21 protein-coding genes are annotated in these 24,284 nt (G+C 36.8%); 17 read left to right on the top strand and 4 right to left on the bottom strand.

The genetic code is table 11. The features are described 5' to 3' along the window. Positions 1–124 precede the first annotated feature (124 nt). The 9 genes from ACIQ4I_RS18400 (at position 125) to gatB (ending at position 12,335) form a co-directional block, all read left to right on the top strand. Positions 125–1,855: an adenine deaminase C-terminal domain-containing protein gene (locus ACIQ4I_RS18400; RefSeq protein WP_403098649.1), complete on the top strand. Its 1,731-nt coding sequence runs from the start codon at positions 125–127 to the stop codon at positions 1,853–1,855. Between the two features lie 205 nt (positions 1,856–2,060). Further along, on the top strand, positions 2,061–2,378 hold the full coding sequence (locus ACIQ4I_RS18395) for a YerC/YecD family TrpR-related protein (RefSeq protein WP_119414395.1): 318 nt from the start codon (positions 2,061–2,063) through the stop codon (positions 2,376–2,378). 179 nt (positions 2,379–2,557) lie between these two features. Next, positions 2,558–3,247, top strand: coding sequence for a heptaprenylglyceryl phosphate synthase (gene pcrB / locus ACIQ4I_RS18390; protein ID WP_403098647.1), 690 nt, complete (start codon positions 2,558–2,560; stop codon positions 3,245–3,247). A gap of 44 nt (positions 3,248–3,291) precedes the next feature. Then, a complete protein-coding gene (pcrA, locus tag ACIQ4I_RS18385; protein ID WP_403098646.1) occupies positions 3,292–5,538 on the top strand; it encodes a DNA helicase PcrA in 2,247 nt (748 codons plus the stop codon). 20 nt (positions 5,539–5,558) lie between these two features. Beyond that, positions 5,559–7,565 carry an NAD-dependent DNA ligase LigA gene (gene ligA, locus ACIQ4I_RS18380; protein ID WP_403098643.1) on the top strand — a complete coding sequence of 669 codons (2,007 nt, stop codon included), beginning with the start codon at positions 5,559–5,561 and terminating at the stop codon, positions 7,563–7,565. A gap of 16 nt (positions 7,566–7,581) precedes the next feature. Further along, positions 7,582–8,730: a CamS family sex pheromone protein gene (locus tag ACIQ4I_RS18375; protein WP_403098642.1), complete on the top strand. Its 1,149-nt coding sequence runs from the start codon at positions 7,582–7,584 to the stop codon at positions 8,728–8,730. A 398-nt stretch (positions 8,731–9,128) separates the two neighbouring features. Next, entirely contained in the window at positions 9,129–9,422 is a 294-nt protein-coding gene (gatC, locus tag ACIQ4I_RS18370) for an Asp-tRNA(Asn)/Glu-tRNA(Gln) amidotransferase subunit GatC (protein ID WP_397540123.1), read from the top strand. Between the two features lie 23 nt (positions 9,423–9,445). Continuing rightward, positions 9,446–10,906, top strand: coding sequence for an Asp-tRNA(Asn)/Glu-tRNA(Gln) amidotransferase subunit GatA (gatA, locus tag ACIQ4I_RS18365; RefSeq protein ID WP_403098640.1), 1,461 nt, complete (start codon positions 9,446–9,448; stop codon positions 10,904–10,906). 1 nt (position 10,907) lies between these two features. Continuing rightward, the gene (gene gatB / locus ACIQ4I_RS18360; protein WP_403098637.1) at positions 10,908–12,335 is read left to right on the top strand and encodes an Asp-tRNA(Asn)/Glu-tRNA(Gln) amidotransferase subunit GatB; all 1,428 of its coding nucleotides are present in this window, start codon (positions 10,908–10,910) and stop codon (positions 12,333–12,335) included. A gap of 378 nt (positions 12,336–12,713) precedes the next feature. Here gatB and ACIQ4I_RS18355 read toward each other — a convergent pair whose 3' ends face one another. After that, positions 12,714–13,862 (bottom strand): MFS transporter, encoded by a 1,149-nt coding sequence (locus tag ACIQ4I_RS18355; RefSeq protein ID WP_403098636.1) that lies wholly within the window; start codon positions 13,860–13,862, stop codon positions 12,714–12,716. 145 nt (positions 13,863–14,007) lie between these two features. Between ACIQ4I_RS18355 and ACIQ4I_RS18350 the strand changes: the two genes are divergently transcribed. Beyond that, a complete protein-coding gene (locus tag ACIQ4I_RS18350) occupies positions 14,008–14,568 on the top strand; it encodes a thioredoxin family protein (RefSeq protein WP_403098635.1) in 561 nt (186 codons plus the stop codon). A 199-nt stretch (positions 14,569–14,767) separates the two neighbouring features. Then, positions 14,768–15,685 carry a diacylglycerol kinase gene (locus tag ACIQ4I_RS18345; protein ID WP_403098633.1) on the top strand — a complete coding sequence of 306 codons (918 nt, stop codon included), beginning with the start codon at positions 14,768–14,770 and terminating at the stop codon, positions 15,683–15,685. 158 nt (positions 15,686–15,843) lie between these two features. On the opposite strand, the gene ACIQ4I_RS18340 is transcribed toward ACIQ4I_RS18345, so the two are convergent. Beyond that, positions 15,844–16,011 carry a carboxymuconolactone decarboxylase family protein gene (locus ACIQ4I_RS18340; RefSeq protein WP_403098708.1) on the bottom strand — a complete coding sequence of 56 codons (168 nt, stop codon included), beginning with the start codon at positions 16,009–16,011 and terminating at the stop codon, positions 15,844–15,846. Between the two features lie 526 nt (positions 16,012–16,537). Here ACIQ4I_RS18340 and ACIQ4I_RS18335 point away from each other — a divergent pair. From ACIQ4I_RS18335 to ACIQ4I_RS18315, 5 genes are all read left to right on the top strand, one after another. Then, positions 16,538–17,884 (top strand): cytochrome ubiquinol oxidase subunit I, encoded by a 1,347-nt coding sequence (locus ACIQ4I_RS18335; RefSeq protein ID WP_403098631.1) that lies wholly within the window; start codon positions 16,538–16,540, stop codon positions 17,882–17,884. Continuing rightward, positions 17,881–18,906 (top strand): cytochrome d ubiquinol oxidase subunit II, encoded by a 1,026-nt coding sequence (locus tag ACIQ4I_RS18330; RefSeq protein WP_403098630.1) that lies wholly within the window; start codon positions 17,881–17,883, stop codon positions 18,904–18,906. The genes ACIQ4I_RS18335 and ACIQ4I_RS18330 overlap by 4 nt, the downstream gene beginning before the upstream one ends. Positions 18,907–18,921: 15 nt before the next feature. Next, positions 18,922–19,032: a cytochrome bd oxidase small subunit CydS family protein gene (gene cydS, locus ACIQ4I_RS18325; protein ID WP_397540115.1), complete on the top strand. Its 111-nt coding sequence runs from the start codon at positions 18,922–18,924 to the stop codon at positions 19,030–19,032. An 89-nt stretch (positions 19,033–19,121) separates the two neighbouring features. Continuing rightward, positions 19,122–20,492 carry a 23S rRNA (uracil(1939)-C(5))-methyltransferase RlmD gene (gene rlmD / locus ACIQ4I_RS18320; RefSeq protein WP_403098628.1) on the top strand — a complete coding sequence of 457 codons (1,371 nt, stop codon included), beginning with the start codon at positions 19,122–19,124 and terminating at the stop codon, positions 20,490–20,492. A gap of 210 nt (positions 20,493–20,702) precedes the next feature. Then, entirely contained in the window at positions 20,703–21,461 is a 759-nt protein-coding gene (locus ACIQ4I_RS18315; RefSeq protein WP_403098625.1) for an IclR family transcriptional regulator, read from the top strand. 49 nt (positions 21,462–21,510) lie between these two features. Here ACIQ4I_RS18315 and ACIQ4I_RS18310 read toward each other — a convergent pair whose 3' ends face one another. After that, a complete protein-coding gene (locus ACIQ4I_RS18310) occupies positions 21,511–22,500 on the bottom strand; it encodes a 5-oxoprolinase subunit C family protein (RefSeq protein WP_403098623.1) in 990 nt (329 codons plus the stop codon). Next, positions 22,491–23,231, bottom strand: coding sequence for a 5-oxoprolinase subunit PxpB (gene pxpB, locus ACIQ4I_RS18305; protein ID WP_403098620.1), 741 nt, complete (start codon positions 23,229–23,231; stop codon positions 22,491–22,493). Before pxpB ends, ACIQ4I_RS18310 begins: the two co-directional genes overlap by 10 nt. A gap of 285 nt (positions 23,232–23,516) precedes the next feature. Between pxpB and pxpA the strand changes: the two genes are divergently transcribed. Continuing rightward, a complete protein-coding gene (pxpA, locus tag ACIQ4I_RS18300; RefSeq protein WP_403098617.1) occupies positions 23,517–24,281 on the top strand; it encodes a 5-oxoprolinase subunit PxpA in 765 nt (254 codons plus the stop codon). Positions 24,282–24,284 lie beyond the last annotated feature (3 nt).

Below are 24,284 nucleotides of genomic sequence, written 5' to 3'. Positions count from 1 at the left end.
ATGCTTTGCTTTCCTAAAGTGCTATGATACGATTACCTTATAATACAAAAAATTCAAATTGAATTTCACTTACAAAATAATCATGGCAAAAAAGCACACACTTTATAGAAAGGAGATGGATGCAATGCTAGAACCAGCATGGAAAATTGGGGAAATTAGACAGCAAGTAGCTGTAATAGATGGTAAGGTAGCACCCAGCATTGTAATAACCAACGCACGTTATTTACATAGCATGTATAAACGATGGATGCAGGGAAATATTTGGATTTTAGGGGATCGCATTATTTATGCAGGTCCTAAAATGCCAGTTAATATAAAGGGGACTGAAATCGTAGATGCGAAGGGACAAACAATTGTTCCAGGCTATATCGAACCACATGTACATCCATTTCAACTTTATAATCCCCAAACATTAGCAGATTATTCTACACAATTGGGAACTACTACATTCCTATCAGATAATATGACGTTCTTTTTAGAACTAAGTAACAAGAAAGCGTTTTCAATTTTAGATCAACTAAAGCAACTACCATTTTCATTTTATTGGTGGGTTCGTTTTGATTCGCAAACAGAATTATTTCATGAACATGATTTATTTACAACAACCACTATTCATGAATGGCTGGAACGCCGAGATGTATTACTAGGAGGCGAATTAACTGGTTGGCCAAGATTAGTAGCTGGTGATGACCAAATGCTTTATTGGTTACAAGCTGCAAAAGCTTATTGCAAAAAAATTGAAACTCATTTACCTGGAGCATCTTCTCGAACTTTATCACGATTGAAACTATTTGGTGCAGATGGTGACCATGAGTCAATGACTGTTGAAGAAGTGGAAAACCGAATTCTACATGGTTATGCAGTAACATTGAGACATTCATCTATTCGCCCAGATTTGCCAAATTTATTGAAGGATATTTTAGACAAGAAATTAGATATCTTTGATCACCTAATGATGACAACAGATGGAGCGACACCATCATTTTATGAAGACGGTATTATGGATAAATGTATTCAAGTTGCGCTTGATGCTGGTGTAGATCCAATTGATGCATATCAAATGGCTTCTTATAATGTAGCGCGCTATTATAATATGACCGATGTACATGGCTTTATAGCGACTGGTCGCTATGCAACATTGAATATTTTACAAGATGAATATCATCCTATACCTGTGAGCGTCTTGTCAAAGGGCGTGTGGCTTAAACGTGATGGACAAAAGGTTCTCTCTTTAGAAGGTACTGATTTTTCAACATTAGGTTCTTTAGATTTAGATTTTGATTTATCAGATGAAGATTGCCAGTTTTCAATGCCATTTGGTATTGAGATGGTCAATGATGTTATCACAAAGCCATATAAAGTATCTGTCCATACAAATGATGGACATTTAAGTGAGGAACATGATGAATGCTATTTAATGCTTGTCGATCGTCAAGGTAAATGGCGTGTGAATACATTGATTAAAGGTTTTGCAAACAAACTTCAAGGATTCGCTTCTTCTTATTCTTGCACAGGAGATATTATTTTAATCGGTAAAGATGTTCAAGCAATGCTTCATGCATTCCATGTTATGAAAAAGATGGATGGTGGAATTGTCATTGTAGAAAATGGTGAAGTAGTAGAAAGCTTGCCATTACCACTTGGTGGTTGTTTGTCTGTAGAGCCGGTAGAAAAGCTAATTGAGCAAGAAAAAGCATTGAAAACAGCTTTAGCAGAACGAGGCTATCATCATGGCGATGCAATTTATACTCTATTATTCTTGCAATCTACACATTTACCTTATATTCGGATCACACAGCGAGGTATTTTCGATGTAATGAAGAAAAAAGTATTATTTCCATCAGTTATGAGATAGTAGTGCTTTAAAGCGTTAAATTGAAATCGGTGTCTACATGATGGTAAAATATAAATGATAATAGTTAGTTGTTATAGGGTAGCGGCGAACTCGTAGACATGTTACAATCATGTATGTTTTGTCCATCATGGGATCACCCTAAACCTTCCAATCCTGGACGAGAAAATATCGTTAGGCACCCGAATAGGGAGGAGGAAAATTATTTATGCAAATCGAGAAAATTAAAGGCCATCAAACAGACCAATTGTTCAAAGCCGTTTTAGAGTTAAATAATATTGAAGAGTGCTATAAGTTTTTTGATGATTTATGTACAATTAGTGAAATCCAATCATTAGCACAACGTTTTGAAGTTGCTCATCTTTTACGCTTGAAAAAAACGTATGAAACCATAAAAAAAGAAACAGGAGCATCTACTGCGACAATATCCCGCGTGCGCAGATGTTTTGATTATGGTAATGATACGTATGACGAAATGTTAGGTCGTCTTTATCCTGACGAAAAACCCTTTCAAGCACCTAAATAAGAAGCATTACCGTTTAAAGTGGATTAAATAACTGAACAGATTCTGTTCAGTTTTTTCCTTTTTAAGCTGGTTGCTAACTAGATGATGAAAATTCTTCTACCCGCCTTTCGCAGATAGTAGCGAAAGGCTTGTTTTGTGTATACTGTTCATAGAAAGAAATTTAGATAGGTGGGTAATTCATGGAGATAAAAAACTGGCAGCATGTGTTCAAGGTGGATCCAGCAAAAAATATTACAGATGAAGTACTAGAAGCATTATGTGAATCAGGTACAGATGCCATAATTGTAGGAGGAACTGACGATGTGACAATTGATAGTGTGTTAGATTTACTCGCTCGCATTCGTCGTTTTACAGTTTCAGTAGCTTTAGAAATATCTAACTTAGAATCAGTAACACCTGGTTATGATTATTATTTAATTCCTACGGTTTTAAATAGCACGGACACAACTTGGGTAAAAGATTTACATCATGAAGCGATAAAAGCATATGGCGATGTAATGATGTGGGACGAGCTAATCGCAGAAGGATATTGTATCTTAAATAGTGATTGTAAAGCAGCGAAACTATCCAGTGCCAAAACAGACTTAGATCAAGATGATGTGGTTGCATATGCAAGAATGGCCGAAAACTTCTTTAGACTTCCTGTTTTTTATATGGAGTATAGTGGCACATATGGTGACCCACAATTAGTGGAAATAATTAGCCAAGAATTACAACAAACCCAATTAATTTATGGTGGTGGCATTACTTCTGCAGCTCAAGCGGAAGAAATGGCAGAATTCGCAGATACAATTGTTGTAGGAAATATCATTTATGACGATTTAAAAACTGCATTACAAACAGTAAAAGCAGTGAAAGATAAAAAATAATATAGTATAATTAAGAACAAATGTTTGTGAAAAGGTGGTGCGTTATGGAACAGCTAACGAAGAACTTAATAAAAGGTATGAATAAAGAACAAGAAGAAGCTGTCAAAACGACAGAGGGACCGCTACTTATAATGGCGGGTGCTGGCTCTGGTAAAACGCGCGTGCTAACTCATCGTATCGCATATTTAGTTATTGAAAAACAAGTATATCCATCTAAAATCTTAGCGATTACATTTACTAATAAAGCAGCACGTGAAATGAGAGAAAGAATTGATGGGCTACTTGGTAACGGCACTGGAGAACGTATGTGGGTTTCAACTTTCCACTCTATGTGCGTACGTATTTTAAGAAGAGATATCGATCGAATTGGCTTCAACAAAAACTTCTCAATTCTTGATACATCTGATCAACTCACAGTGATTAAAAATGCTTTAAAGGAACTAAATATAGACTCTAAACGATTTGACCCACGTTCAATGTTAAATGCTATTAGCTCAGCAAAAAATGAATGTATTGATGTTAAAGCATATCAAGCACAAGTAAATGAATCTAATCCTTACGAACGTACAGTAGCACAAGTATATGAAAATTACCAAAAACGTTTGCGCAAAAATCAATCACTCGATTTCGATGATTTGATCATGCAAACGATTCGTTTATTTGAAGAAGTACCTGATGTATTGGAACATTATCAAAATCGTTTCCAATATATCCATGTGGATGAATATCAAGATACCAACCATTCACAATACCGTTTAGTGCAAATGCTAGCAAAGAAATTCCAAAATATTTGTGTAGTAGGAGATTCTGACCAATCCATTTATCGTTGGCGTGGTGCGGATATACAGAACATTTTATCTTTCGAAAAAGATTATCCAACTTCTAAAGCAATCATGCTTGAGCAAAATTATCGTTCTACTTCTCGCATCTTACAAGCGGCTAATGACGTCATAAAAAATAACGCCAGCCGTTATCCGAAAAAGCTTCGTACAGATAACGAGGAAGGCGAGAAAATTTCGCTCTGTCGCTCATATGACGAAAAGCAAGAAGCTCAATTTGTCGTTAAGACTATTCAAGAGTTAATGGAAAAAGAAAATCGCTCATTAGATGAATTTGCTATTTTGTATCGTACAAATGCTCAATCTCGCGTAATGGAAGAAATGCTAGTGAAATCGAATATGGAATATACCATTGTCGGTGGCACAAAGTTCTATGACCGTAAAGAAATCAAGGACTTACTCGCATATCTACGTTTAATTGCTAATAATGATGATGATTTATCTTTAGCACGTATTATTAACGAACCGAAACGTAGCATTGGTGCAACATCATTTGAACGCATGGCACAATATGCAATTGATCAAGATCGTTCTATTTTCGACGCATTAAAAGAAGTCTATTTTATGGGATTATCGGCAAAAGCTACAAATGCAGCAATTACTTTCCACACAATGATTTCAAACTTTACTAAAATGCAAGAATTTATGTCTGTATCAGAACTAGTAGAAGAAGTTCTTGATAAATCAGGATATCGTGACATGTTGAGAAATGAAAAAACAATTGAAGCGGAAAGTCGTTTAGAAAATATCAATGAATTTCTATCTGTTACAAAGGCTTTCGAAGATCAAAGCGATGATAAATCATTAGTAGCATTCTTAACAGATTTAGCATTGATTGCCGATATTGATTCACTTGATAAGGAGGACGAGTCAAAAGGTTCAATCGTATTAATGACAATGCACTCTGCTAAAGGTCTAGAGTTTCCAGTTGTCTTCATCATCGGAATGGAAGAAAATATCTTCCCACACTCACGATCATTGCAAGATGAAGATGAAATGGAAGAAGAACGCCGTTTAGCCTATGTAGGAATAACTCGTGCAGAACAACGACTATACTTAACTTGTGCACAATCTCGTACGATTTTTGGCCGTAGTAGCTATAATCGTCCATCACGTTTCTTACAAGAAATCGGTATGGAAATACTAGAAGAAGTTTCAACAAATGAACATTCTTCAAGTATGAGTAATAGCTTGGGTACGTCAAAACGTCGCCCATCAAGTTATGCTGCACCACAAACTCGTAAAACGATTATTACACCAACTTATAAACAAACTGGTGGTGACCAAATAGGTTGGAAAGCTGGCGATAAAGCCTCTCACAAAAAATGGGGTATTGGTACAGTTGTTGCTGTGCGAGGAGAAGCTGAAAATACTGAATTAGATATTGCATTCCCAAGCCCAACTGGTATTAAACGATTATTAGCGAAATTCGCACCAATCGAAAAAGTCTAAGCATATATGGAGGAAAAAGAATGGATAGAATTCAATTGGAAAAGCGTGTAGCAGAGTTAAATCAGCTTCTTCATGAATATGGACATGCCTATTATGTATTAGATAACCCGGTTGTACCGGATGCAATTTATGACCAACTTCTACATGAACTAATTGCATTAGAAAAAGAAAATCCTGATTTAATCTATCCAGATTCACCAACTCAACGCGTGGGTGGGGAAATATTGACTGGTTTCCAAAAAGTGACGCACCAATATCCAATGCTAAGTTTAGGCAATACATTTAACGAAAGCGATTTGAATGATTTTGACCGTCGCGTTCGATCTGTAATTGGAGATCATTTCTCTTATGTGTGTGAATTGAAAATTGATGGTTTAGCTATTTCATTACGTTACGAAGATGGAGTTTTCATCCAAGGGGCAACCCGAGGTAATGGTACAATTGGTGAAGATATTACTGAAAATCTAAAAACAGTTCACTCAGTACCACTTCGTTTAAAAGAGCCAATCACAATTGAGGCTCGTGGTGAATGTTATATGCCGAAACGTTCATTTACTAATCTAAACAAAGCTCGAGCTGAAAAAGGTGAAGAACTATTTGCTAATCCTCGTAATGCGGCAGCAGGCTCTTTACGTCAACTAGATCCTAAAATTGCGGCAAGTCGTAACTTAGCTATATTTATCTATGCAATTGGAGGTAGCGGTGAAGCCTATGGTTTAACAGGTCATAGTGAGGCACTAAATTATATGGATCAGCTAGGTTTCCAAACAAATCATGAACGACGCAATTGCAAAGACATTCAAGAAGTGATGGCATATATTGAAGAGTGGACAGAAAAGCGATCAACATTGCCATATGAAATTGATGGTATTGTTATAAAAGTAGATCACTATGCGCAACAAGCTGAATTAGGGAACACTGTGAAAGTTCCAAGGTGGTCAATCGCGTATAAATTCCCAGCAGAAGAAGTTGTAACGACTGTGCTAGATATCGATTTGACAGTTGGACGTACAGGTGTTGTTACTCCTACTGCTATTTTAGAGCCTGTACTAGTAGCAGGAACTACGGTTCAACGTGCTACATTGCATAATGAAGATATTATCCGTGAAAAGGATGTTCGTATCGGAGATAAAGTCATTATTCGTAAGGCTGGCGATATTATCCCAGAAGTTGTGTCTGTATTATTCGACCAACGAAGCGAAGATATCGAACCTTTTGCGATGCCATCTAATTGCCCGGTATGCGAAAGTGAATTAGTCCGCATTGAAGATGAAGTCGCTCTACGTTGTGTTAATCCACAATGTTTTGCGCAAATATCAGAAGGTATGGTGCATTTCGTATCACGTAATGCAATGAATATTGATGGTTGTGGTGAAAAAGTTGTAGAACAATTATTAAAATCTGAGCTTGTAAAAGACGTGTCTGATTTATATCATCTACAAGTAGAAGAGCTGGTCCAGCTTGATCGTATGGGGGAGAAATCTGCAACCAATTTAACCGCTGCCATTGCAGAGTCTAAAAAGAACTCACTAGAGCGATTATTATTTGGACTAGGCATACGTCATGTGGGTGCAAAAGCGGCAAAATTAATAGCTGAAGAGTTTGAAACAATGGACCGATTAATGACTGTTACTGATGAAGAATTAGTCAATGTTTTTGAAATCGGAGAAAAAATGGCAGACTCTATTGTTTCATATTTTGAAAGTGAAGATGTACAAGCATTAATCACACGTTTACGTGAAGCTGGCGTTAACATGACATACTTAGGTAAAAAAGTAAACACAGAAGAAATAGAAAGTGCATTTTCAGGGAAAACAATTGTGTTAACTGGTAAATTGGAACAATTGACACGCCAGGATGCAAAAGAGAAAATAGAAGAGCTAGGTGGAAAAGTAACAGGTAGCGTAAGTAAAAAAACGGACCTCGTTATTGCCGGAGCAGAGGCAGGCTCAAAACTCACAAAAGCTGAACAACTAGGCATTGAAGTGTGGAATGAAGACCGTCTCATTGAAGAATTAACTGAGTAAAGGAGCTTTCAAGACAATGAACCGACTTCGCTGGATACCAGCTATGGTTGTAACAGCTATGCTAGCAGGCTGTAGTTTACCTTCTTTAACAAAAGAGTCAACCGTTGTGCAATCAACCAATACAAAAGATAAAGAAGAAACAACAATCATTCCTAGTATGCAAATTGATAACCAATACTATCGTACACTTTTACCATATAAAGAAAGCGCAAGTAGAGGTTTGATTGTTTCAAATATTAATACAAAATATGATATAAAAGAGGCAGAAAGTGGTCTATTACGCTTATCTCAGCAAGCATTTGATCCAGATAAATATTTCTTCCAAGAAGGACAATATTTAGATAAGAATACTGTGAATTCATGGCTTGCGCGTAGTTCTCAAGATCCCGCTGGTTTAAATCCAAAGACGACAAAAAATATGTCTCCAACAGAACGTGCAAAAACTGCACCAATTTACTTGGCACATATTGTAGAACAAAACTACTTACAAAAAACAGGTAAGAACAAAGTAAAACTAGCAGGCGTTTCGATTGGACTTGCATTGAATTCAGTTTACTACTACCAAAAAGAACAATATGGTGCAACCTATGAGGAACCCATACCACAAGCTGTTCTAGATGCACAAGGTAAGAAAATTGCCGCTCAAGTAGTAAAACGTTTACGTCAAATAGATGGACTATCAGAAGTTCCGATTACTGTCGGTCTATTTAAACAACAAAGCCGGTCTGCAATCGTACCAGGAACATACTTTGCTTACACAAATGTTGATCAAGGAAGCGCTCAAATTAAAGATTGGAAAAAGATCAATGAGCAATATGTTCTCTTCCCAACAAGTGATGCAAACAATAAATACCGAGATATTAACGAAAACTTTAACTATTTCAAACAAGATATTGATAAGTATTTCTCTAACTATACCAATATCGTTGGTACTGGATTCTATCAAAATAATAAGATTCAAAAGCTAGAAATCCAAATTCCTATAAAATTCTATGGATCATCAGAAATTATTGGTTTCACACAATATATGTCTGGGGAAGTAATGGATCAATTCCCTAAAGGGTTACAAGTAGAAGTGAATGTTACATCTATTAATGGACCAGAAGCATTAGTGGTCAAAGAAGCAAATGCAGACGAGCCATATATCCATATTTACAATGATTAAATAATAAAGAGAGGTTGACCCTAAAGTAATACTTGTAGGGAACAACCTCTTTTTTTAGAATGAATAAGTGTTAATAAACGGTAATTTTTTGAGGCGTTCACATAATTTAGCGAGAAGCAGTAGAAAAGTTGAGATGACTGCTCCGACACTCCTGTATTTAACACTTGATATAGAACTAACTTTTCTTTGTGCCAATTAAATGTATAATTTTAAATGGGTCAATTTTTCAAATAAATATGGAAATAATGAAATTTGAACAACGCACATGACCGCTAAGGGAATCAAACCCTTTATTTTCAAGCATTCAAACGCACTTTAGTTGAAGGAAGTGTCTTGCGCATTTCTTTAGAATAATGATATTATTATCGGTATGGTTATCGATTTCGGAGGTGTGAAAAATGGCAAAACTTTCAAAAGAAGAGGTTAAGCACGTAGCAAATCTTGCTCGTCTAGCAATTACAGAAGAAGAAGCAGAAAAATTTGCAGCTCAACTTGGTGCAATTACTGACTTTGCTGAGCAATTAAATGAATTAGATACAACAAATGTAGAACCTACAACTCACGTATTACCTTTAGTCAATGTATTACGAGAAGACGTAGCAGCTAAAGGCTTAGATCGCGAAGTTATGATGAAAAACGTCAAAGAACAACAAGATGGCTTAGTCAAAGTACCACCAATCATTACAGAATAAGACTAACGTTAGGAGGGACAAGAATGTCACTATTCAAAAAATCAGCGGCAGAATTACAAGAGCTATTACATAGCAAAGAAATCACAATCGCTGACTTAGCACAAGAAGCATACAACCGCATCGATGCAGTTGATAGCGAAGTAGGTGCATTTTTAGCACTAGATAAAGAAAACGCATTAACACAAGCAAAAGAAATGGATGAAGTGCCATTTGAAAACCGTGGACCACTTTACGGTTTACCAATTGGGGTAAAAGATAATATCGTTACAGAAGGATTAGAAACAACTTGTGCTTCTAAAATCCTAGAAGGCTTCAATCCAATTTACAATGCAACAGTTGTGAACAAATTAAAAGAAGCTGGTATGGTAACAATCGGTAAATTGAACATGGATGAATTTGCAATGGGTTCTGCAAATGAAAACTCTGCGATCAAACCAGTTCACAACCCTTGGAACTTTGCTCATGTACCAGGTGGTTCTTCAGGTGGTTCAGCAGCAGCTGTAGCAGCAGGAGAAGTACCATTCTCACTTGGTTCTGATACAGGTGGTTCAATTCGTCAACCAGCAGCTTACTGTGGTGTTGTAGGTATGAAGCCAACATATGGCCGCGTATCTCGTTTTGGATTAGTTGCATTCGCATCTTCTTTAGACCAAATTGGACCAATTACTCGTAATGTACGTGACAATGCTTTATTACTAGAAGCAATTGCAGGCGTTGACGAACATGATTCAACTTCAGCAAATGTAGAAGTACCTCACTATGTTGACCAATTAACTGGTGACATTAAAGGGCTTAAAATTGCTGTACCAAAAGAATACTTAGCTGAAGGTGTTAGCGATGCTTCACGCCAATCAGTATTAAATGCAATCGAAAAATTAAAAGAACTAGGCGCTACAGTTGATGAAGTATCACTTCCTCACTCAAAATATGCACTAGCTGCTTACTATATCCTATCTTCTTCTGAAGCATCTTCTAACCTTTCTCGATTCGATGGTATCCGTTATGGTTATCGTGCTGAAGCAGATAACTTAGATGAACTTTACACGAAAACTCGTGCTGAAGGCTTCGGTGATGAAGTAAAACGTCGTATCATGCTTGGTACTTACTCATTATCAGCTGGTACTTATGATGCTTACTACAAAAAAGCACAACAAGTTCGTACATTAATAAAACAAGACTTCGATAAAGTATTCGCAGAGTATGATGTAATCGTTGGACCAACATCTCCAACACCTGCATTCAAACTTGGTGAAAACCTCGATGATCCGATGACAGTGTACGCTAACGATATTTTAACTGTTCCTATTAACCTTGCTGGTGTACCTGCTATCTCAATCCCTTGTGGTTTTGACAATGGTCTTCCATTAGGTTTACAAATTATTGGTAAATACTTCGAAGAAGGCACAGTTTACCGCGTGGCAGATGCATTCGAACGTGCTACAGACTTCCACGAAAAAACGCCTCAAACTTGGGAGGTAAAATAATATGAACTACGAAACAGTCATTGGCTTAGAAGTACACGTTGAGTTAAAAACTCAATCTAAAATCTTCTCACCATCACCAAATAAATTCGGTTCAGAACCAAACTCAAATACTTCTGTAATCGACCTTGGTTACCCAGGTGTACTACCTGTCTTAAACAAAGAAGTTGTCAACTTTGCGATGCGTGCAGCTCTTGCGCTAAACATGGATATTAACCAACACACAAAATTTGACCGTAAAAACTACTTCTATCCTGATAATCCGAAAGCTTACCAAATTTCACAATTTGATAAACCAATCGGTGAAAATGGTTGGATTGAAATCGAAGTAGGTGGCGAGAAAAAACGTATCGGTATCACGCGTATCCACATGGAAGAAGATGCTGGTAAATTAACTCACGGCAAAAACTCTTCATTAGTCGATTACAACCGTCAAGGTACTCCTTTAGTTGAGATCGTATCTGAACCAGATATGCGTACTCCTGAAGAAGCTTATGCTTACCTTGAAAAACTAAAAGCTATTATCCAATACACAGGTGTTTCAGACGTACGTATGGAAGAAGGCTCACTACGTTGTGATGCCAACATCTCAATTCGTCCTTATGGTCAAGATGAATTTGGTACAAAAGCTGAATTGAAAAACTTAAACTCATTCAGCTTTGTACGTAAAGGTCTTGAATATGAAGAACAACGTCAAGCTGCAGTATTAAATGCTGGCGGTGAAATCAAACAAGAAACTCGTCGTTTTGATGAAAAAACAGGTAAAACAATCTTAATGCGTGTTAAAGAAGGAACAGACGATTACCGTTACTTCCCAGAACCAGATTTAGTTGATATCGTAATCGACGATGCATGGTTAGAACGTGAAAAAGCGATGATTCCAGAACTTCCAGATGCTCGTAAAGAACGTTATGTATCTGAATTTGGCCTACCAGCTTACGATGCACATGTATTAACACTTTCTAAAGAAACAGCTGATTTCTTTGAAGCAACTGTAGCTACAGGTGCGGATGCAAAACTTTCATCTAACTGGTTAATGGGTGAAGTTTCGGCTTACTTAAATGCTGAGCAAAAAGAACTTTCAGAAACAGCACTTACTCCAGAAGGGCTTGCTGGCATGGTGAAATTAATCACTGCTGGCACAATCTCTTCTAAAATCGCTAAAAAAGTATTCAAAGAACTTGTTACAAATGGCGGCGATGCTGAAAATATCGTTAAAGAAAAAGGCCTTGTTCAAATCTCTGATGAAGGCGCACTTCTTAAAATGGTTACAGAAGTTCTTGATAACAACGCTCAATCAATCGAAGACTTCAAAAACGGTAAAGACCGTGCAATTGGCTTCTTAGTAGGTCAAATTATGAAGGCTTCTCGTGGACAAGCTAACCCACAAATGATTAACAAACTTTTATTAGAAGAAATCCAAAAACGCTAATTAACAGTTATTTAGATTTAGAGCCAACAAAAATTTTTTGTTGGCTCTATTTTTTAACTTTTTTACTCGCGTTCTGTGGAAGAATACTCGCGGATTCGGGAATTGTATTCGCGAATAATGCTATTTATGTCTTCTTATCAAATATAAAAAAGCGGGCCTGTTTTGAAAAATCATTTACCGATTTTTCAAACAGACCCTTATTTTTTGCTTACTTTGATAAGTAAGTTTCGTTTTTTATCCAAAATACTCGAGGATTTATCTTAAATTGGTCTTTCTGACATTAAGCTTGTTTTGCGAAATAAAGTTTTCTAAAGGGCTAAGCTTTGTGAAAGGCATGATGAAACTATAACTTCAAACAATCAAATTTAGTATACCTAGCTATTCAGAAATACTTTTCTTATTTCGAAGTAATAATACTACTCCAAAGACCCCTGCTATAAGCGAAACTGTTGCAATGGTGTAGTAGAAAATATGTCCGCCATACGCATTATAAATAAATCCCCCCACTGAAGCAGAGATAATCCCTGAAATACCAAAGAACAATAATGCTAGCACTGTTTGTCCTGTTGCACGCCATTCACGCGGCACAATTTGATACAAATACTGAATGGCCGCAGTGTAATAGATAGGAAATGTTAACATTTGGAGTAATTGAATCAGTGTAAGTGAAATTGGACTTTCTACTAATCCTGATAAGAAAAAGCGAAGAGCGTAGCAGAAAATCGCAAATGTAATGATCAGTAATTCTTTACCTTTACGTAACCACCAAATGCTAAGTGCGAACACGATAATTTCAGTAGCAGCTGAGATGAAAAAAGCAATTCCTACAAGTGACGAATCGCCACCTAAAGTATTGATATGAATTCCTAAAAAGGTATCATTCATTCGTGCAGGGATGGAACTTATGAAAATTAAAATTAAAAACAATACCATTTCTTTATTCGTTAAAACTTTTTTTAAACCATCGATTGTAACAGGTTTTGAAGAAGTAGGGGCATCAGGAAGCTTCCACATGATGACGAGGCAAATGAGACCTAGCAAAACAAAAAGAATGGAGATACTGCTCATACCAAACCATTTCATAACATAGCCAACGATTAATGATAAAACAGCATAGCCAAGTGCACCATATGTACGTACAGATCCATAACTAGTACCTGCAGCTTCGGTCATTGTATAGTTTAAGCTTTCTGTTAAAGGATCTAATGGCATTAAGAAAAAATAAACGAGCATAGTAGCAACGACTAGGCCCCAAAAGCTACTCATATTAAATAATAGAAAACCACAAACAGCAGTCATGAAGATTAAAGAGAGCATAACCTTTCGCAATGTTTTCGTTTTATCACTAATCATTCCCCATAAAGGTTGCGCAATAATTGTGACAAAACCACCTGCTCCAATAATCAGACCAGCTTCACTTGTAGTCAATCCTTGTCCTTTTAAGAATACAGGTAAGAATGGAATGAAAAGAGCTAATAAACCAAAAAACAAAAAGTTATGTCCTTTTAAAAGACTTTGAACATTCAACGGATTTCATTCCTTTCTTTATATCTTTGAATAATACTACAGAAATATTTGTTCACAAACAAATGATGGAATTTTCAAACTCTTAAGCTTGTAGCTTTGCGAAAAAAATGAGAACCTATTACACTGATAGAAGGAGGGATTTAATATGAAAACAGAGCAGCAATATTTTAAAGAAGGTCTTCCCATCGAAGATTATATGGAACAAATGACAGCATTAAAAGAAGAAAGCTTTAATGTTTATAGTAATTTCCAATTGCCACAGGATGAACATTTTCTATCTTTATTGAACGAAAAGAAGCCAAATATATTAGCCATTACAGAAGATTGGTGTGGAGATGCGATGATGAACAACCCAATAATTCGTCGTATTGCTGAAGAGGCAGATTTGGAAGTGAGGGCAGTATTTCGCGATCAAAATTTAGAACTGATTGATCAATATTTAACGAATGGTGGCCGTTCTATTCCAGTCTACCTCTTTTTAAATGATGAAGGAAATGTTATTGGTAAATGGGGTCCTCGTGCACCGCAGTTACAAGAATATGTATTAAAAAAGAAAAGCGAATTGCCAGCACAGGATGATCCAACATTTGCAGATAAGCAAAAGGCATTATTTGCAGGTATTACAGAAGAAAATGCAACAAATGAACAGTTCTGGGGATGGGTTTATGAAGATATTAGTAGAGCACTTATTTTAGCGCTTTCGTAACAAGGAGATTTGCAGTACATGTCTACTTCGGTATAAAATATATGAAGGTCCATAATTAGAACGAATTCCACAGAACGGCTGCCTCTAAAATTATACTAAACGAGACAGCCTGTTTTCTGCCTTTTAGAGCAAGGGAACAATTTCTTAAAGAGTTCGTTAACATATATATTAGAAATATCGAGAGTAGGAAGGTATAACTATGAAGCGAGCACGTATCATTTATAATCCAACTTCAGGTCGCGAAGTTTTCAAAAAACACTTACCTGAAGTATTAGCAAAATTAGAAGTTGCAGGCTACGAAACATCTTGTCATGCGACAACATGTGAAGGCGATGCAACTACTGCTGCTAAAGATGCAGTCGAAAGAGAATTTGATATCATCATCGCTGTAGGTGGTGACGGTACTTTAAACGAAGTCGTCGCAGGTGTTAGTGAATTTGAAGATAGGCCAAAAATCGGATTAATTCCGATGGGAACTACAAATGATTTTGCCCGTGCAGTACGTATTCCACGCGACATTGACAAAGCGGTTGATATTATTATTGCGGGCGATAGCATTCCTGTAGATGTTGGTCGTGTAAATGATCGCTATTTTATCAATATTGCTGGTGGGGGTCGCATTACCGAACTAACTTACGAAGTGCCAAGTAAACTAAAAACGGTATTAGGCCAACTTGCATATTACTTAAAGGGTATTGAAATGTTACCATCCATCAAAGCAACTAAGATGCGTATTGAATATGACGGAGAAGTTTTTGACGATGAAGCAATGATGGTGCTAATCGCTTTAACGAATTCAGTTGGTGGATTTGAAAAACTTGCTCCGGATGCGAGCCTTAATGATGGATTATTTTCTGTGTTTATCCTGAAAAAATGTAATGTAGCAGATTTTGTGAAAATCGTTACGCTTGCAAGTAGAGGAGAACATATGAAAGATTCTCATATCATTTATGCGAAGGCAAAGGAACTGAAGATTACATCGGATGAAAAAATACAACTAAACTTAGATGGTGAATACGGTGGTGATGCACCAGCAGATTTTATAAACCTAAAACGTCATATTGAATTGTTTGTGCCAATTAATGAAATTCGAGAAATCGATCGAATAGAGGATTAAATGTGAGAAACAAAAGGCTAGGAAGTATGTGAAACACTTTCTAGCCTTTTTGCATTTTCGTAATTTCCCTTATTCGTTGTAGCTAGAATCATATTGCCGAATGTGTATAGGAGGCGCCTACAAGTAATACAGATCAGATGCGATTAATACGGCTTCAGTTAATTCTTCATTTGTATCTTTGCTTCATTTTTTATATGGACATCAAAGTATGGGCAAATAGCCGCGTGTGCAGTAGCAACTGCGATAATTTCTTTTAATTTAGCTGATAGAGTTCCCTCTTTTAAAGCGCTGTTGATAAAGTGAGCATAATTAAAAGGCTTCAGCATCTTTGCCAAGTTGTGCAAGATCTTTTTAAATTTAAACGCTTATATAAATCTTCAACTGCATTATCTTTGAGTGCATTGTACATATTAGTATTATGTGTAACTGCACCACCAGCTTATCACAGTGTTACATAAACAGCTTCCATTAATTCTTGAAGTGAAGTGCCTAAGGTATTTAGCGTTATGCGAGCCAGAGAGACCTCACAGCGAGATTTTCTCTACGACGAAGCTCGTCGGTCGCCCGCGGAAAGCGAAGTCGTTTCCACTTCATGTTATAGCGGATTTGTACTATAAAAATTAGGTGTTTTCATGATTTTTATATTTTTCCCATATCTTAATCGTGAATCCGTCCTTAATTTGTCAAGAATAGAGGCAAGAAAGCATTTTTTCGTGCGTATATTACGAAGTGAAGGAGAGAATCATGTATAAACAACACGAGAAAAAGTTGATTTGGACTAGTTTTATTGTTGCGGGCATTATGCTGATATCGATCTTAGGGAGAATTTTTGGACATTAAGGAGGCATAAGAATGATTAATGATCATGCGGTTTTTTTTAGCCGCCTTTTAACAGAGTTTACTTTAACATTTCATATTATTTACGCCACAATTGGTGTCGGTGTTCCGCTAATGATAATGATTGCTCAGTGGATCGGTATCAAAAAGAAGGATGAACACTATATTTTGCTAGCTAGACGTATTGCAAGAGGTTTTGTCATTACTGTAGCCGTCGGTGTCGTTACAGGTACAGCGATTGGATTACAATTATCTCTTTTATGGCCGAATTTTATGCAGTTAGCTGGTAATGTAATTGCTTTACCACTTTTTATGGAAACATTCGCCTTTTTCTTTGAAGCCATATTCTTAGGGATATACTTATATACTTGGGATCGCTTCGAAAATCAAAAGAAACATTTCATATTATTAATTCCCGTTGCTGTTGGTGCTTCCATGTCAGCCATCTTTATCACGATGGTCAATGCTTTTATGAATGCGCCACAAGGATTTGAAATCGTCGATGGACAGTTAGTAAACATTCAACCACTTGTGGCAATGTTCAACCCAGCGATGCCTACAAAAGTGGGGCATGTATTACTAACAGCTTATATGACTACGGCATTTGTGTTAGCAGCTATTGCTGCATTCAGAATGTTAAAAGGCTCTAATCATATTTATCACAAAAAATCATTGTACTTATTTATGAAACTCGGTTTAGTGTTCTCAATCGGAACTGCTGTGGTTGGGGATTTCTCTGCAAAATATTTAGTAGAGTATCAACCAGAAAAATTAGCGGCTGCCGAGTGGCATTTTGAAACAGAAAAAGGTGCGTCGCTATTGGTGTTCGGTATTCGGGATGGAGAAGAAGTAAAATATGCTATCCGTATTCCATATGCTTTAAGTTTTTTAGCGCATTACAACCCATTTGCAGAGGTGACAGGGTTAAATGAGTTCCCAGAAGATGAAACACCACCACTTTATATTCATTTCTTATTTGACTTAATGGTTACAATTGGCTTATTCATGGTTGCCGTTTCAGCTATATATGTGATTGGTAAGTTAAGAAGATGGCGTTTTATCCATTCAAGATGGTTCCGATGGATCGTGGTTATTGGAGGCCCATTATCTGTTATTGCGATTGAAGCGGGCTGGTGGTTAGCAGAAGTTGGGCGGCAACCTTGGATTTTAGTGCAATATATGAAAGTAGCAGAAGCAGCTACTTCTAGTCAGCACGTCGATTTAATGTTACTGCTATTCTGCCTGGTGTATCTAATCCTTGGTATAGGCAGTGTTGTGGTATTACGGCGTATGTTCAAAAAGAATCCGATTGAACGGGAAATTGCAGATCGTCATGCTGAAAAGGATGGTGGTATTTCATGAGTTTAGAAGTACTTGGTATCTCTGTATTGTGGTTATTCTTATTCGGTTATTTGATTATCGGTTCGATTGATTTTGGTGCAGGATTCTTTAATGCGTATAGCTTGCTAATTGGTAAAAAACATATTTTAACAAATATTATCCAACGTTATTTATCACCAGTATGGGAAATTACCAATGTATTTTTAGTATTCTTCTTTGTTGGGGTTGTCGGGTTCTTCCCTAAAACAGCTTACTACTATGGCACAACTTTACTGGTACCCGCAAGTATTGCACTTGTATTACTAGCTATTCGAGGAAGCTACTATGCATTTGAATCGTATGGTTCAAGGGGGCATAAAGGTTATTCCTTCATGTATGGCATGGCAGGACTGTTAATACCGGCATCATTATCTGTAGTATTGACAATTTCTGAAGGTGGTTTTGTAACAATCATCGATAATCAGCCTGTACTCGATTATGGGGCATTATTTACGAGTTCATTAACATGGAGTATTGTTGTGCTAGCGTTAGCAGCCGTTCTTTATATCTCCGCTACATTTCTTACTTGGTATGCAAATGCAGCAGGGGATAGAGAAGCAACGGAGTTATTACGGAAATATGCACTTATTTGGGCCGTACCATTAGCTATTTCGGTAGTTGGCATTATGGTAGAACTACGAAAGCATAATATAGAACACTATAACAGAATGATTGATTTTTGGTACTTATTTGCCATTTCAGCTGTTATGTTTGTTATTACTGTTGGGTGTATAAGTATAAAACGCAATTATGGCCTTGCAGTATGGCTATTGATTGGGCAATTTGCATTTGCATTCTTTGGCTATGGCATTTCACATTATCCGTATTTGCTTTATCCATTCCTTACTTTATACGATTCATTTACAAATCAGGCGATGGCAATTTCTTTAGTAGTTGTATTTGTTCTAGGGCTCTTGTTACTAATTCCATCATTGTATTTAGTACTGAAATTGTTCTTATTCGATAAGGATTATGTACGAGGTAAAGGAGATCACCATGCTTAAAGGGGGAAAAGCCAAATGGAACACTTTCTTATTTTCTATGGACCATTTATCGTAGTAATTGTCGCAATTGTCATTGGCTTTTACGTCGCTTCAAAAGATGGAGCAGTTACCAAGGATGAAAAATAAAAAGGAGTCCAAGGGCAATCATATGCTCTTGGATTTTTTCTTTGCTTGTGTCATGTTACAATAGAAGAACTGAAACGGAGGATGCACGAATGACAGCACCAGTAAAGAAAAATGACCGATTATCGGTTTATATAGAAGATTTAACACATGACGGAGCGGGCGTTGCAAAAGTAGATGGCTATCCGCTCTTTATCCAAGGCGGACTTCCTGATGAAAAAGCAGAAGTTCATGTTTTAAAATCATTAAAAAACTATGGCTTTGCGAAAATTATCCATATTGAAGAACCTTCACCAGATCGAGTAGAAGCAACATGTCCCATATTTTCACAATGTGGTGGTTGCCAACTACAGCACCTTTCTTATGAAGGACAATTGAAATGGAAAGAAAAGATGGTTCGTGATGTTATGAAGCGAATCGGCAAAATCGATGTACCGGTTCATCCAGTAAAAGGGATGGATAACCCATGGAATTATCGAAATAAGGCTCAAATCCCATTTGGTTTAAACGGTGATGTGCCAATCGCAGGATTTTATAAAACAAAATCACACGCTATTGTCGATACAGAACGTTGCCTCATTCAAACACCAGAAGCAGATGCAATTTTAGAAGGCTTAAAACCACAACTTTGGAAACTTGGCATTAAACCATATAACGAAGAAACAAAACAAGGAATGCTACGTCACGTTGTCGTTCGTAAAGCACGGGCAACAGATGAAGTGATGATCGTACTCGTTACAAAAAAACGTAAATTCCCACAAGCAGAAGCAGCGATTGCACTCATCCGCAAGCTTGTGCCGAATGTAAAATCCATCATGCAAAACATTAATGCAGAAACAACAAACGTGATCTTTGGCAATGAAACCATTAACCTATGGGGACAAGATACAATTGAAGATCATATTGGTGAAGTGCGTTTTGAAATTTCAGCTCGTTCATTCTATCAAGTAAACCCAATTCAAACTGAAGTTTTGTACAAACAAGCATTAGACTATGCACAACTTACAGGTGAAGAAACAGTGATCGATGCTTATTGCGGTATCGGTACCATCTCACTATTCATGGCGAAAAAAGCGAAATACGTAATGGGTGTCGAAATTGTCCCACAAGCAATAGAAGATGCGAAGCGCAACGCCAAACTAAACGCCCTAGACAACACCTACTTCGAAGCAGGCCCAGCCGAAGAGGTTATCCCACGCTGGTACAAAGAAGGCAAAACCGCAGACGTCCTCATGGTAGACCCACCGAGAAAAGGCTGCGACGAAGCGTTGTTAAAGACGATTTTAGAACAACGTCCAAAACGTATTGTTTATGTATCATGTAATCCCGCTACATTAGCGAGAGATTTACGGATTCTTGAAGATGGTGGGTATAAGACACTGGAAGTTCAGCCTGTTGATATGTTCCCGCATACGGCACATGTCGAGTGTGTCTCTCAACTTATTTTAAAAGAAGATAACTAATGATTATTTAAGAAGGTGACATCCACAAGGTTGTTGTCTTCTTTTGCATTTGAAGAGGATTTTCAAAGGCATAGTGAGCTGAAATTTATCCACTTGCGGATTCAATTTTTCAATGTTCGAGTTTCTTTTATAAAATTAATGTATATTTGGGATAAGATAGATTATGATTAGATTGATTAAAGCTTGTAACGAAAGGAAGACAAACCTGAATTGACAAATAAAAATAAAACGGTTGTCCGTTCAATGGACATATTAAATCTATTTATCGATTATACTGAACTGTCATTTCAAGAAATAATTGAGTTATCAGGAATTCCTAAAACCTCTGTTTTCCGCATGTTAAAATCTTTAGAGGAGATGGAATTTTTAGAAAAGGGAACTGATGCAAAATATCGGTTGGGTATTCTCTTCCTTAAATTTGGACATCTAGTTTCAATGCGCCTGGATGTGCGGAAAATTGCATATCCAATTATGAATGAGTTACATAATGATATAAAAGAAGCGATTAATTTAATTGTTCGTGATGGAAACGAAGCTATTTATATAGAGAAAGTGGATACGAAGCAAAAAGTTCGACTCTATACAGCAATTGGTAGAAAAAGTCCTCTTTATGCAGGGGCATGTTCTCGTGCTATCTTATCCTTTTTACCGGATACCGAAATAAAGAAATATCTGGAGTCGATAGAACTTACATCGTTTGCTACGGGGACGATTACTGATAAAGAAAGGCTTTATGAAACTATTTTGCAAGCAAGAGAACTTGGCTATACAATCAGCCATTCAGAATTAGAAAACTATACATCTGCTATTGCAGCACCGATTTTCGATCATAAAGGTGAAGTCGTTGCAGGTATGAGTATCGCAGGACTGGAAGCTAATTATCAAGAGGAAAACGTTGAAATCTTTGTTGAGAAACTAAAGAAGGCTACCGTAGAGATTTCTAAACAATTGGGTTATGGACAGCATTAAAAAAGAGGCGACTCTTGTCAGAAGAGTGCCTCTTTTTTTATTCAAATTGTTATAACCTTTTTAAACGGAGCCCAAATGACAACTCATTTAGATTTTTTTCTTGATGAATTAATGCACATTGAGCTTCTTCAAGAGTGACCTCTTTAAAATATACACGATCATTTGCTTGCATTTGTGCTAAAGTAGGTAAATCTGCAGAAATCACTTGTCCTATTTTAGGATATCCACCAGTGGTTTGTCGATCCGCCATCAAAATAATGGGTTGTCCATTGGAGGGCATTTGAATCGTTCCAAATGTAACCCCTTCAGATAATAATTCAAATGGCTCTTTTAATTGAATCGCCTCTCCATTCAATCGATAGCCCATTCGATCTGAGTGTGTTGAGATGGTGTAAGGAGTTGAAAAGAATTTTTTTAAATTTTCCTCATCAAAATGCTGATATTCAGAACCTCGTATTATACGGATTGTTTGAGTTTTCTTAAATGTAACAAAGGATGGATAATAAACTGACCAAGAAAGGTTGGTTGTTTCCTTTTTTAATTGATTAAAAAGATCCTCTCCTAATTCTGTTCGTTTCTCACATTCAAAGACATCACTCTTTTGCAATTTTCTTCCTTGAAAGCCACCAATTCCAGCACGTAAATAGGTACTTTTACTGCTCATCACTTTTGGTACTTGAATTCCGCCACCAAATGATACATATGCACGGCAGCCACTAATCGCGGCATTAAATTTTAAAACAGATCCTTTTCGGATCAAAAGCGGTCGCCACATTGGTACTTGGATTCCATCTATTGTAGGTTGTAAATTACCACCTGTAATCGCAATCAGTTCATCACTTTCAAATAAAAGGGTAGTTCCAAAAAGTGTCACCTCAAGCGCTCCTTCTCCTTCTGAATTTCCAACAAGTAAATTCGCAATTCGTAAGGAAATTGAATCCATCGCTCCCCCTACGATAACACCAAACTTCTGTAGTCCGTATCTTCCTAGGTCTTGAATGGTTGCCAACATACCTGGCTGCAATACCTTTATTCCCATGATTCCATCTCCCAATCCATCTTATATTGTCCCATTGAAATTGGTACAAATTGAATTCGATCGCCCGGTTGTAATAAGGTTGGAGGAGATTGTTCAGGTAGAAACAAATGAAAAGGTGTTCGTCCGATAATTTGCCATCCACCCGGAGTTTCTAATGGATAAATCCCTGTTTGATTTCCTGCAATTCCAACAGATCCAGGAGCAATTGCTAAACGTGGAGTTTCTTTTCGCGGTGTTGCAATTTGTTTGTTCATTCCCCCCATAAAAGGAAAACCTGGAGCAAAGCCTATCATGTAAACAAGATATTCCGCAGAAGAGTGAATTTTAATGACTTCACTAGGTGTTAAACCATTATAAGATGCTACAAATTCTAAATCTGGTCCCATTTCACCACCATATACTACAGGAATCTTTACAACGCGTTCCTTTGACATTTCAATTATGTGAGATTGGTTCATTAAAGAAAGAATCTTTGTTTTCACATTTTCGTAAGGTATTTTGACTCCTTTTTCTAAATTTGAAAAGTATACATCGATTGGATTGTAATAAACGGTCACACTATTATAGGCAGGTACTGCCTCTATGAATCCTTGAAATGGATGACTTTCAAGTAAATTCAATATATTTTGCACTTTTTTTTGTATTGTCTCATTGATTCCTTCACCTACTTGAATGACAAGTGCAGAATCGCCCAAAGGTCTTATCTGTACATTCTCTTTTAAATTCAGCATGAAAACCATCTCCTGAAGTTTCAAAATTCGGTATTTAAGTTTTAAATAACGGATTATTATCATTATAATTTATCAATATGCAAAAACAAGTTTAATTTATACGAAAATTATAAAAAATATATTTTTTCTAAAAAATTAAATTTCAACCTTTCCAGCAATAATAAATTATGCTAAAATATTTTTAAATTATTTTTAAATTTCAAAACTTTAATTCCGAATATCGGTACTTGAGTATTTGTGAATGAATTTATTTTTACTTTAGGGGAAAGAAGAAGGGGGAAGAAGATGTTTCGGGTTGATTTAAACTGTGATTTAGGGGAAAGTTTTGGTCGTTATCGACTTGGAGAACAAGAGGAAATTTTAAAATATGTAACATCTGCTAATATTGCTTGTGGTTTCCATAGTGGAGATCCAACGGTAATGCGAGAAACAGTCAAGCTAGCCATTGCCAATGGTGTAAAAATTGGGGCACATCCAGGATTACCAGATTTAAATGGATTTGGGCGACGAGAGATGAACATCACACCTCAGGAAGCCTACGATATGGTCATTTATCAAGTTGGGGCATTGCAAGGGTTTCTAACGATCTTCAATGAAACTATGCAACATGTTAAGCCACATGGAGCACTTTATAATATGGCTGCTAAAAATCCAGCGATTGCCGAGGCAATCGCACAAGCCATTTATGATATTTCACCTTCTCTTGTGTTATTTGGTCTCTCTGGAAGTGAATTAACAAAAGCTGGAGAAAAAGTAGGTATTCAAACAGTTCATGAAGTGTTTGCAGATCGCACCTATCAGCAGGATGGCTCTTTAACATCTCGCAAACAACCGGATGCATTAATTACGGATAAGGAACAAGCTATTCATCAGGTTGTGAAAATGGTTAAAGAAGGAAAGGTGCTGTCGCAGCAGCAAATAGAAGTCTTATTACAGGCAGATACAGTTTGTATTCATGGGGATGGAGAACATGCTGTAGAATTTGCAAAATATATTCATGCAAAGTTAACAGAAAATCAAATATCTGTACGTGCAATTATGGAGGGGTAATCC

It is taken from the genome of Rummeliibacillus sp. NPDC094406 (assembly GCF_044763875.1).
Taxonomy (GTDB): domain Bacteria; phylum Bacillota; class Bacilli; order Bacillales_A; family Planococcaceae; genus Rummeliibacillus.
Note: the sequence above shows the minus strand (reverse complement) of the source record. Positions and strands in the feature narration are given on the sequence as shown.

What these genes read in the sequence shown, in the direction of transcription:
- pxpA (WP_403098617.1), top strand. Translation starts at nt 23,517, where the DNA reads ATGTTTCGGGTTGATTTAAACTGTGATTTAGGGGAAAGTTTTGGTCGT.
- ACIQ4I_RS18340 (WP_403098708.1), bottom strand. Translation starts at nt 16,011, where the DNA reads ATGCTGAAGCCTTTTAATTATGCTCACTTTATCAACAGCGCTTTAAAA.
- gatA (WP_403098640.1), top strand. Translation starts at nt 9,446, where the DNA reads ATGTCACTATTCAAAAAATCAGCGGCAGAATTACAAGAGCTATTACAT.
- gatC (WP_397540123.1), top strand. Translation starts at nt 9,129, where the DNA reads ATGGCAAAACTTTCAAAAGAAGAGGTTAAGCACGTAGCAAATCTTGCT.
- ACIQ4I_RS18335 (WP_403098631.1), top strand. Translation starts at nt 16,538, where the DNA reads ATGATTAATGATCATGCGGTTTTTTTTAGCCGCCTTTTAACAGAGTTT.
- pcrB (WP_403098647.1), top strand. Translation starts at nt 2,558, where the DNA reads ATGGAGATAAAAAACTGGCAGCATGTGTTCAAGGTGGATCCAGCAAAA.
- ACIQ4I_RS18400 (WP_403098649.1), top strand. Translation starts at nt 125, where the DNA reads ATGCTAGAACCAGCATGGAAAATTGGGGAAATTAGACAGCAAGTAGCT.
- ACIQ4I_RS18375 (WP_403098642.1), top strand. Translation starts at nt 7,582, where the DNA reads ATGAACCGACTTCGCTGGATACCAGCTATGGTTGTAACAGCTATGCTA.
- ACIQ4I_RS18330 (WP_403098630.1), top strand. Translation starts at nt 17,881, where the DNA reads ATGAGTTTAGAAGTACTTGGTATCTCTGTATTGTGGTTATTCTTATTC.
- rlmD (WP_403098628.1), top strand. Translation starts at nt 19,122, where the DNA reads ATGACAGCACCAGTAAAGAAAAATGACCGATTATCGGTTTATATAGAA.
- ligA (WP_403098643.1), top strand. Translation starts at nt 5,559, where the DNA reads ATGGATAGAATTCAATTGGAAAAGCGTGTAGCAGAGTTAAATCAGCTT.
- cydS (WP_397540115.1), top strand. Translation starts at nt 18,922, where the DNA reads ATGGAACACTTTCTTATTTTCTATGGACCATTTATCGTAGTAATTGTC.
- gatB (WP_403098637.1), top strand. Translation starts at nt 10,908, where the DNA reads ATGAACTACGAAACAGTCATTGGCTTAGAAGTACACGTTGAGTTAAAA.
- ACIQ4I_RS18310 (WP_403098623.1), bottom strand. Translation starts at nt 22,500, where the DNA reads ATGGGAATAAAGGTATTGCAGCCAGGTATGTTGGCAACCATTCAAGAC.
- ACIQ4I_RS18345 (WP_403098633.1), top strand. Translation starts at nt 14,768, where the DNA reads ATGAAGCGAGCACGTATCATTTATAATCCAACTTCAGGTCGCGAAGTT.
- ACIQ4I_RS18350 (WP_403098635.1), top strand. Translation starts at nt 14,008, where the DNA reads ATGAAAACAGAGCAGCAATATTTTAAAGAAGGTCTTCCCATCGAAGAT.
- pcrA (WP_403098646.1), top strand. Translation starts at nt 3,292, where the DNA reads ATGGAACAGCTAACGAAGAACTTAATAAAAGGTATGAATAAAGAACAA.
- ACIQ4I_RS18395 (WP_119414395.1), top strand. Translation starts at nt 2,061, where the DNA reads ATGCAAATCGAGAAAATTAAAGGCCATCAAACAGACCAATTGTTCAAA.
- pxpB (WP_403098620.1), bottom strand. Translation starts at nt 23,231, where the DNA reads ATGCTGAATTTAAAAGAGAATGTACAGATAAGACCTTTGGGCGATTCT.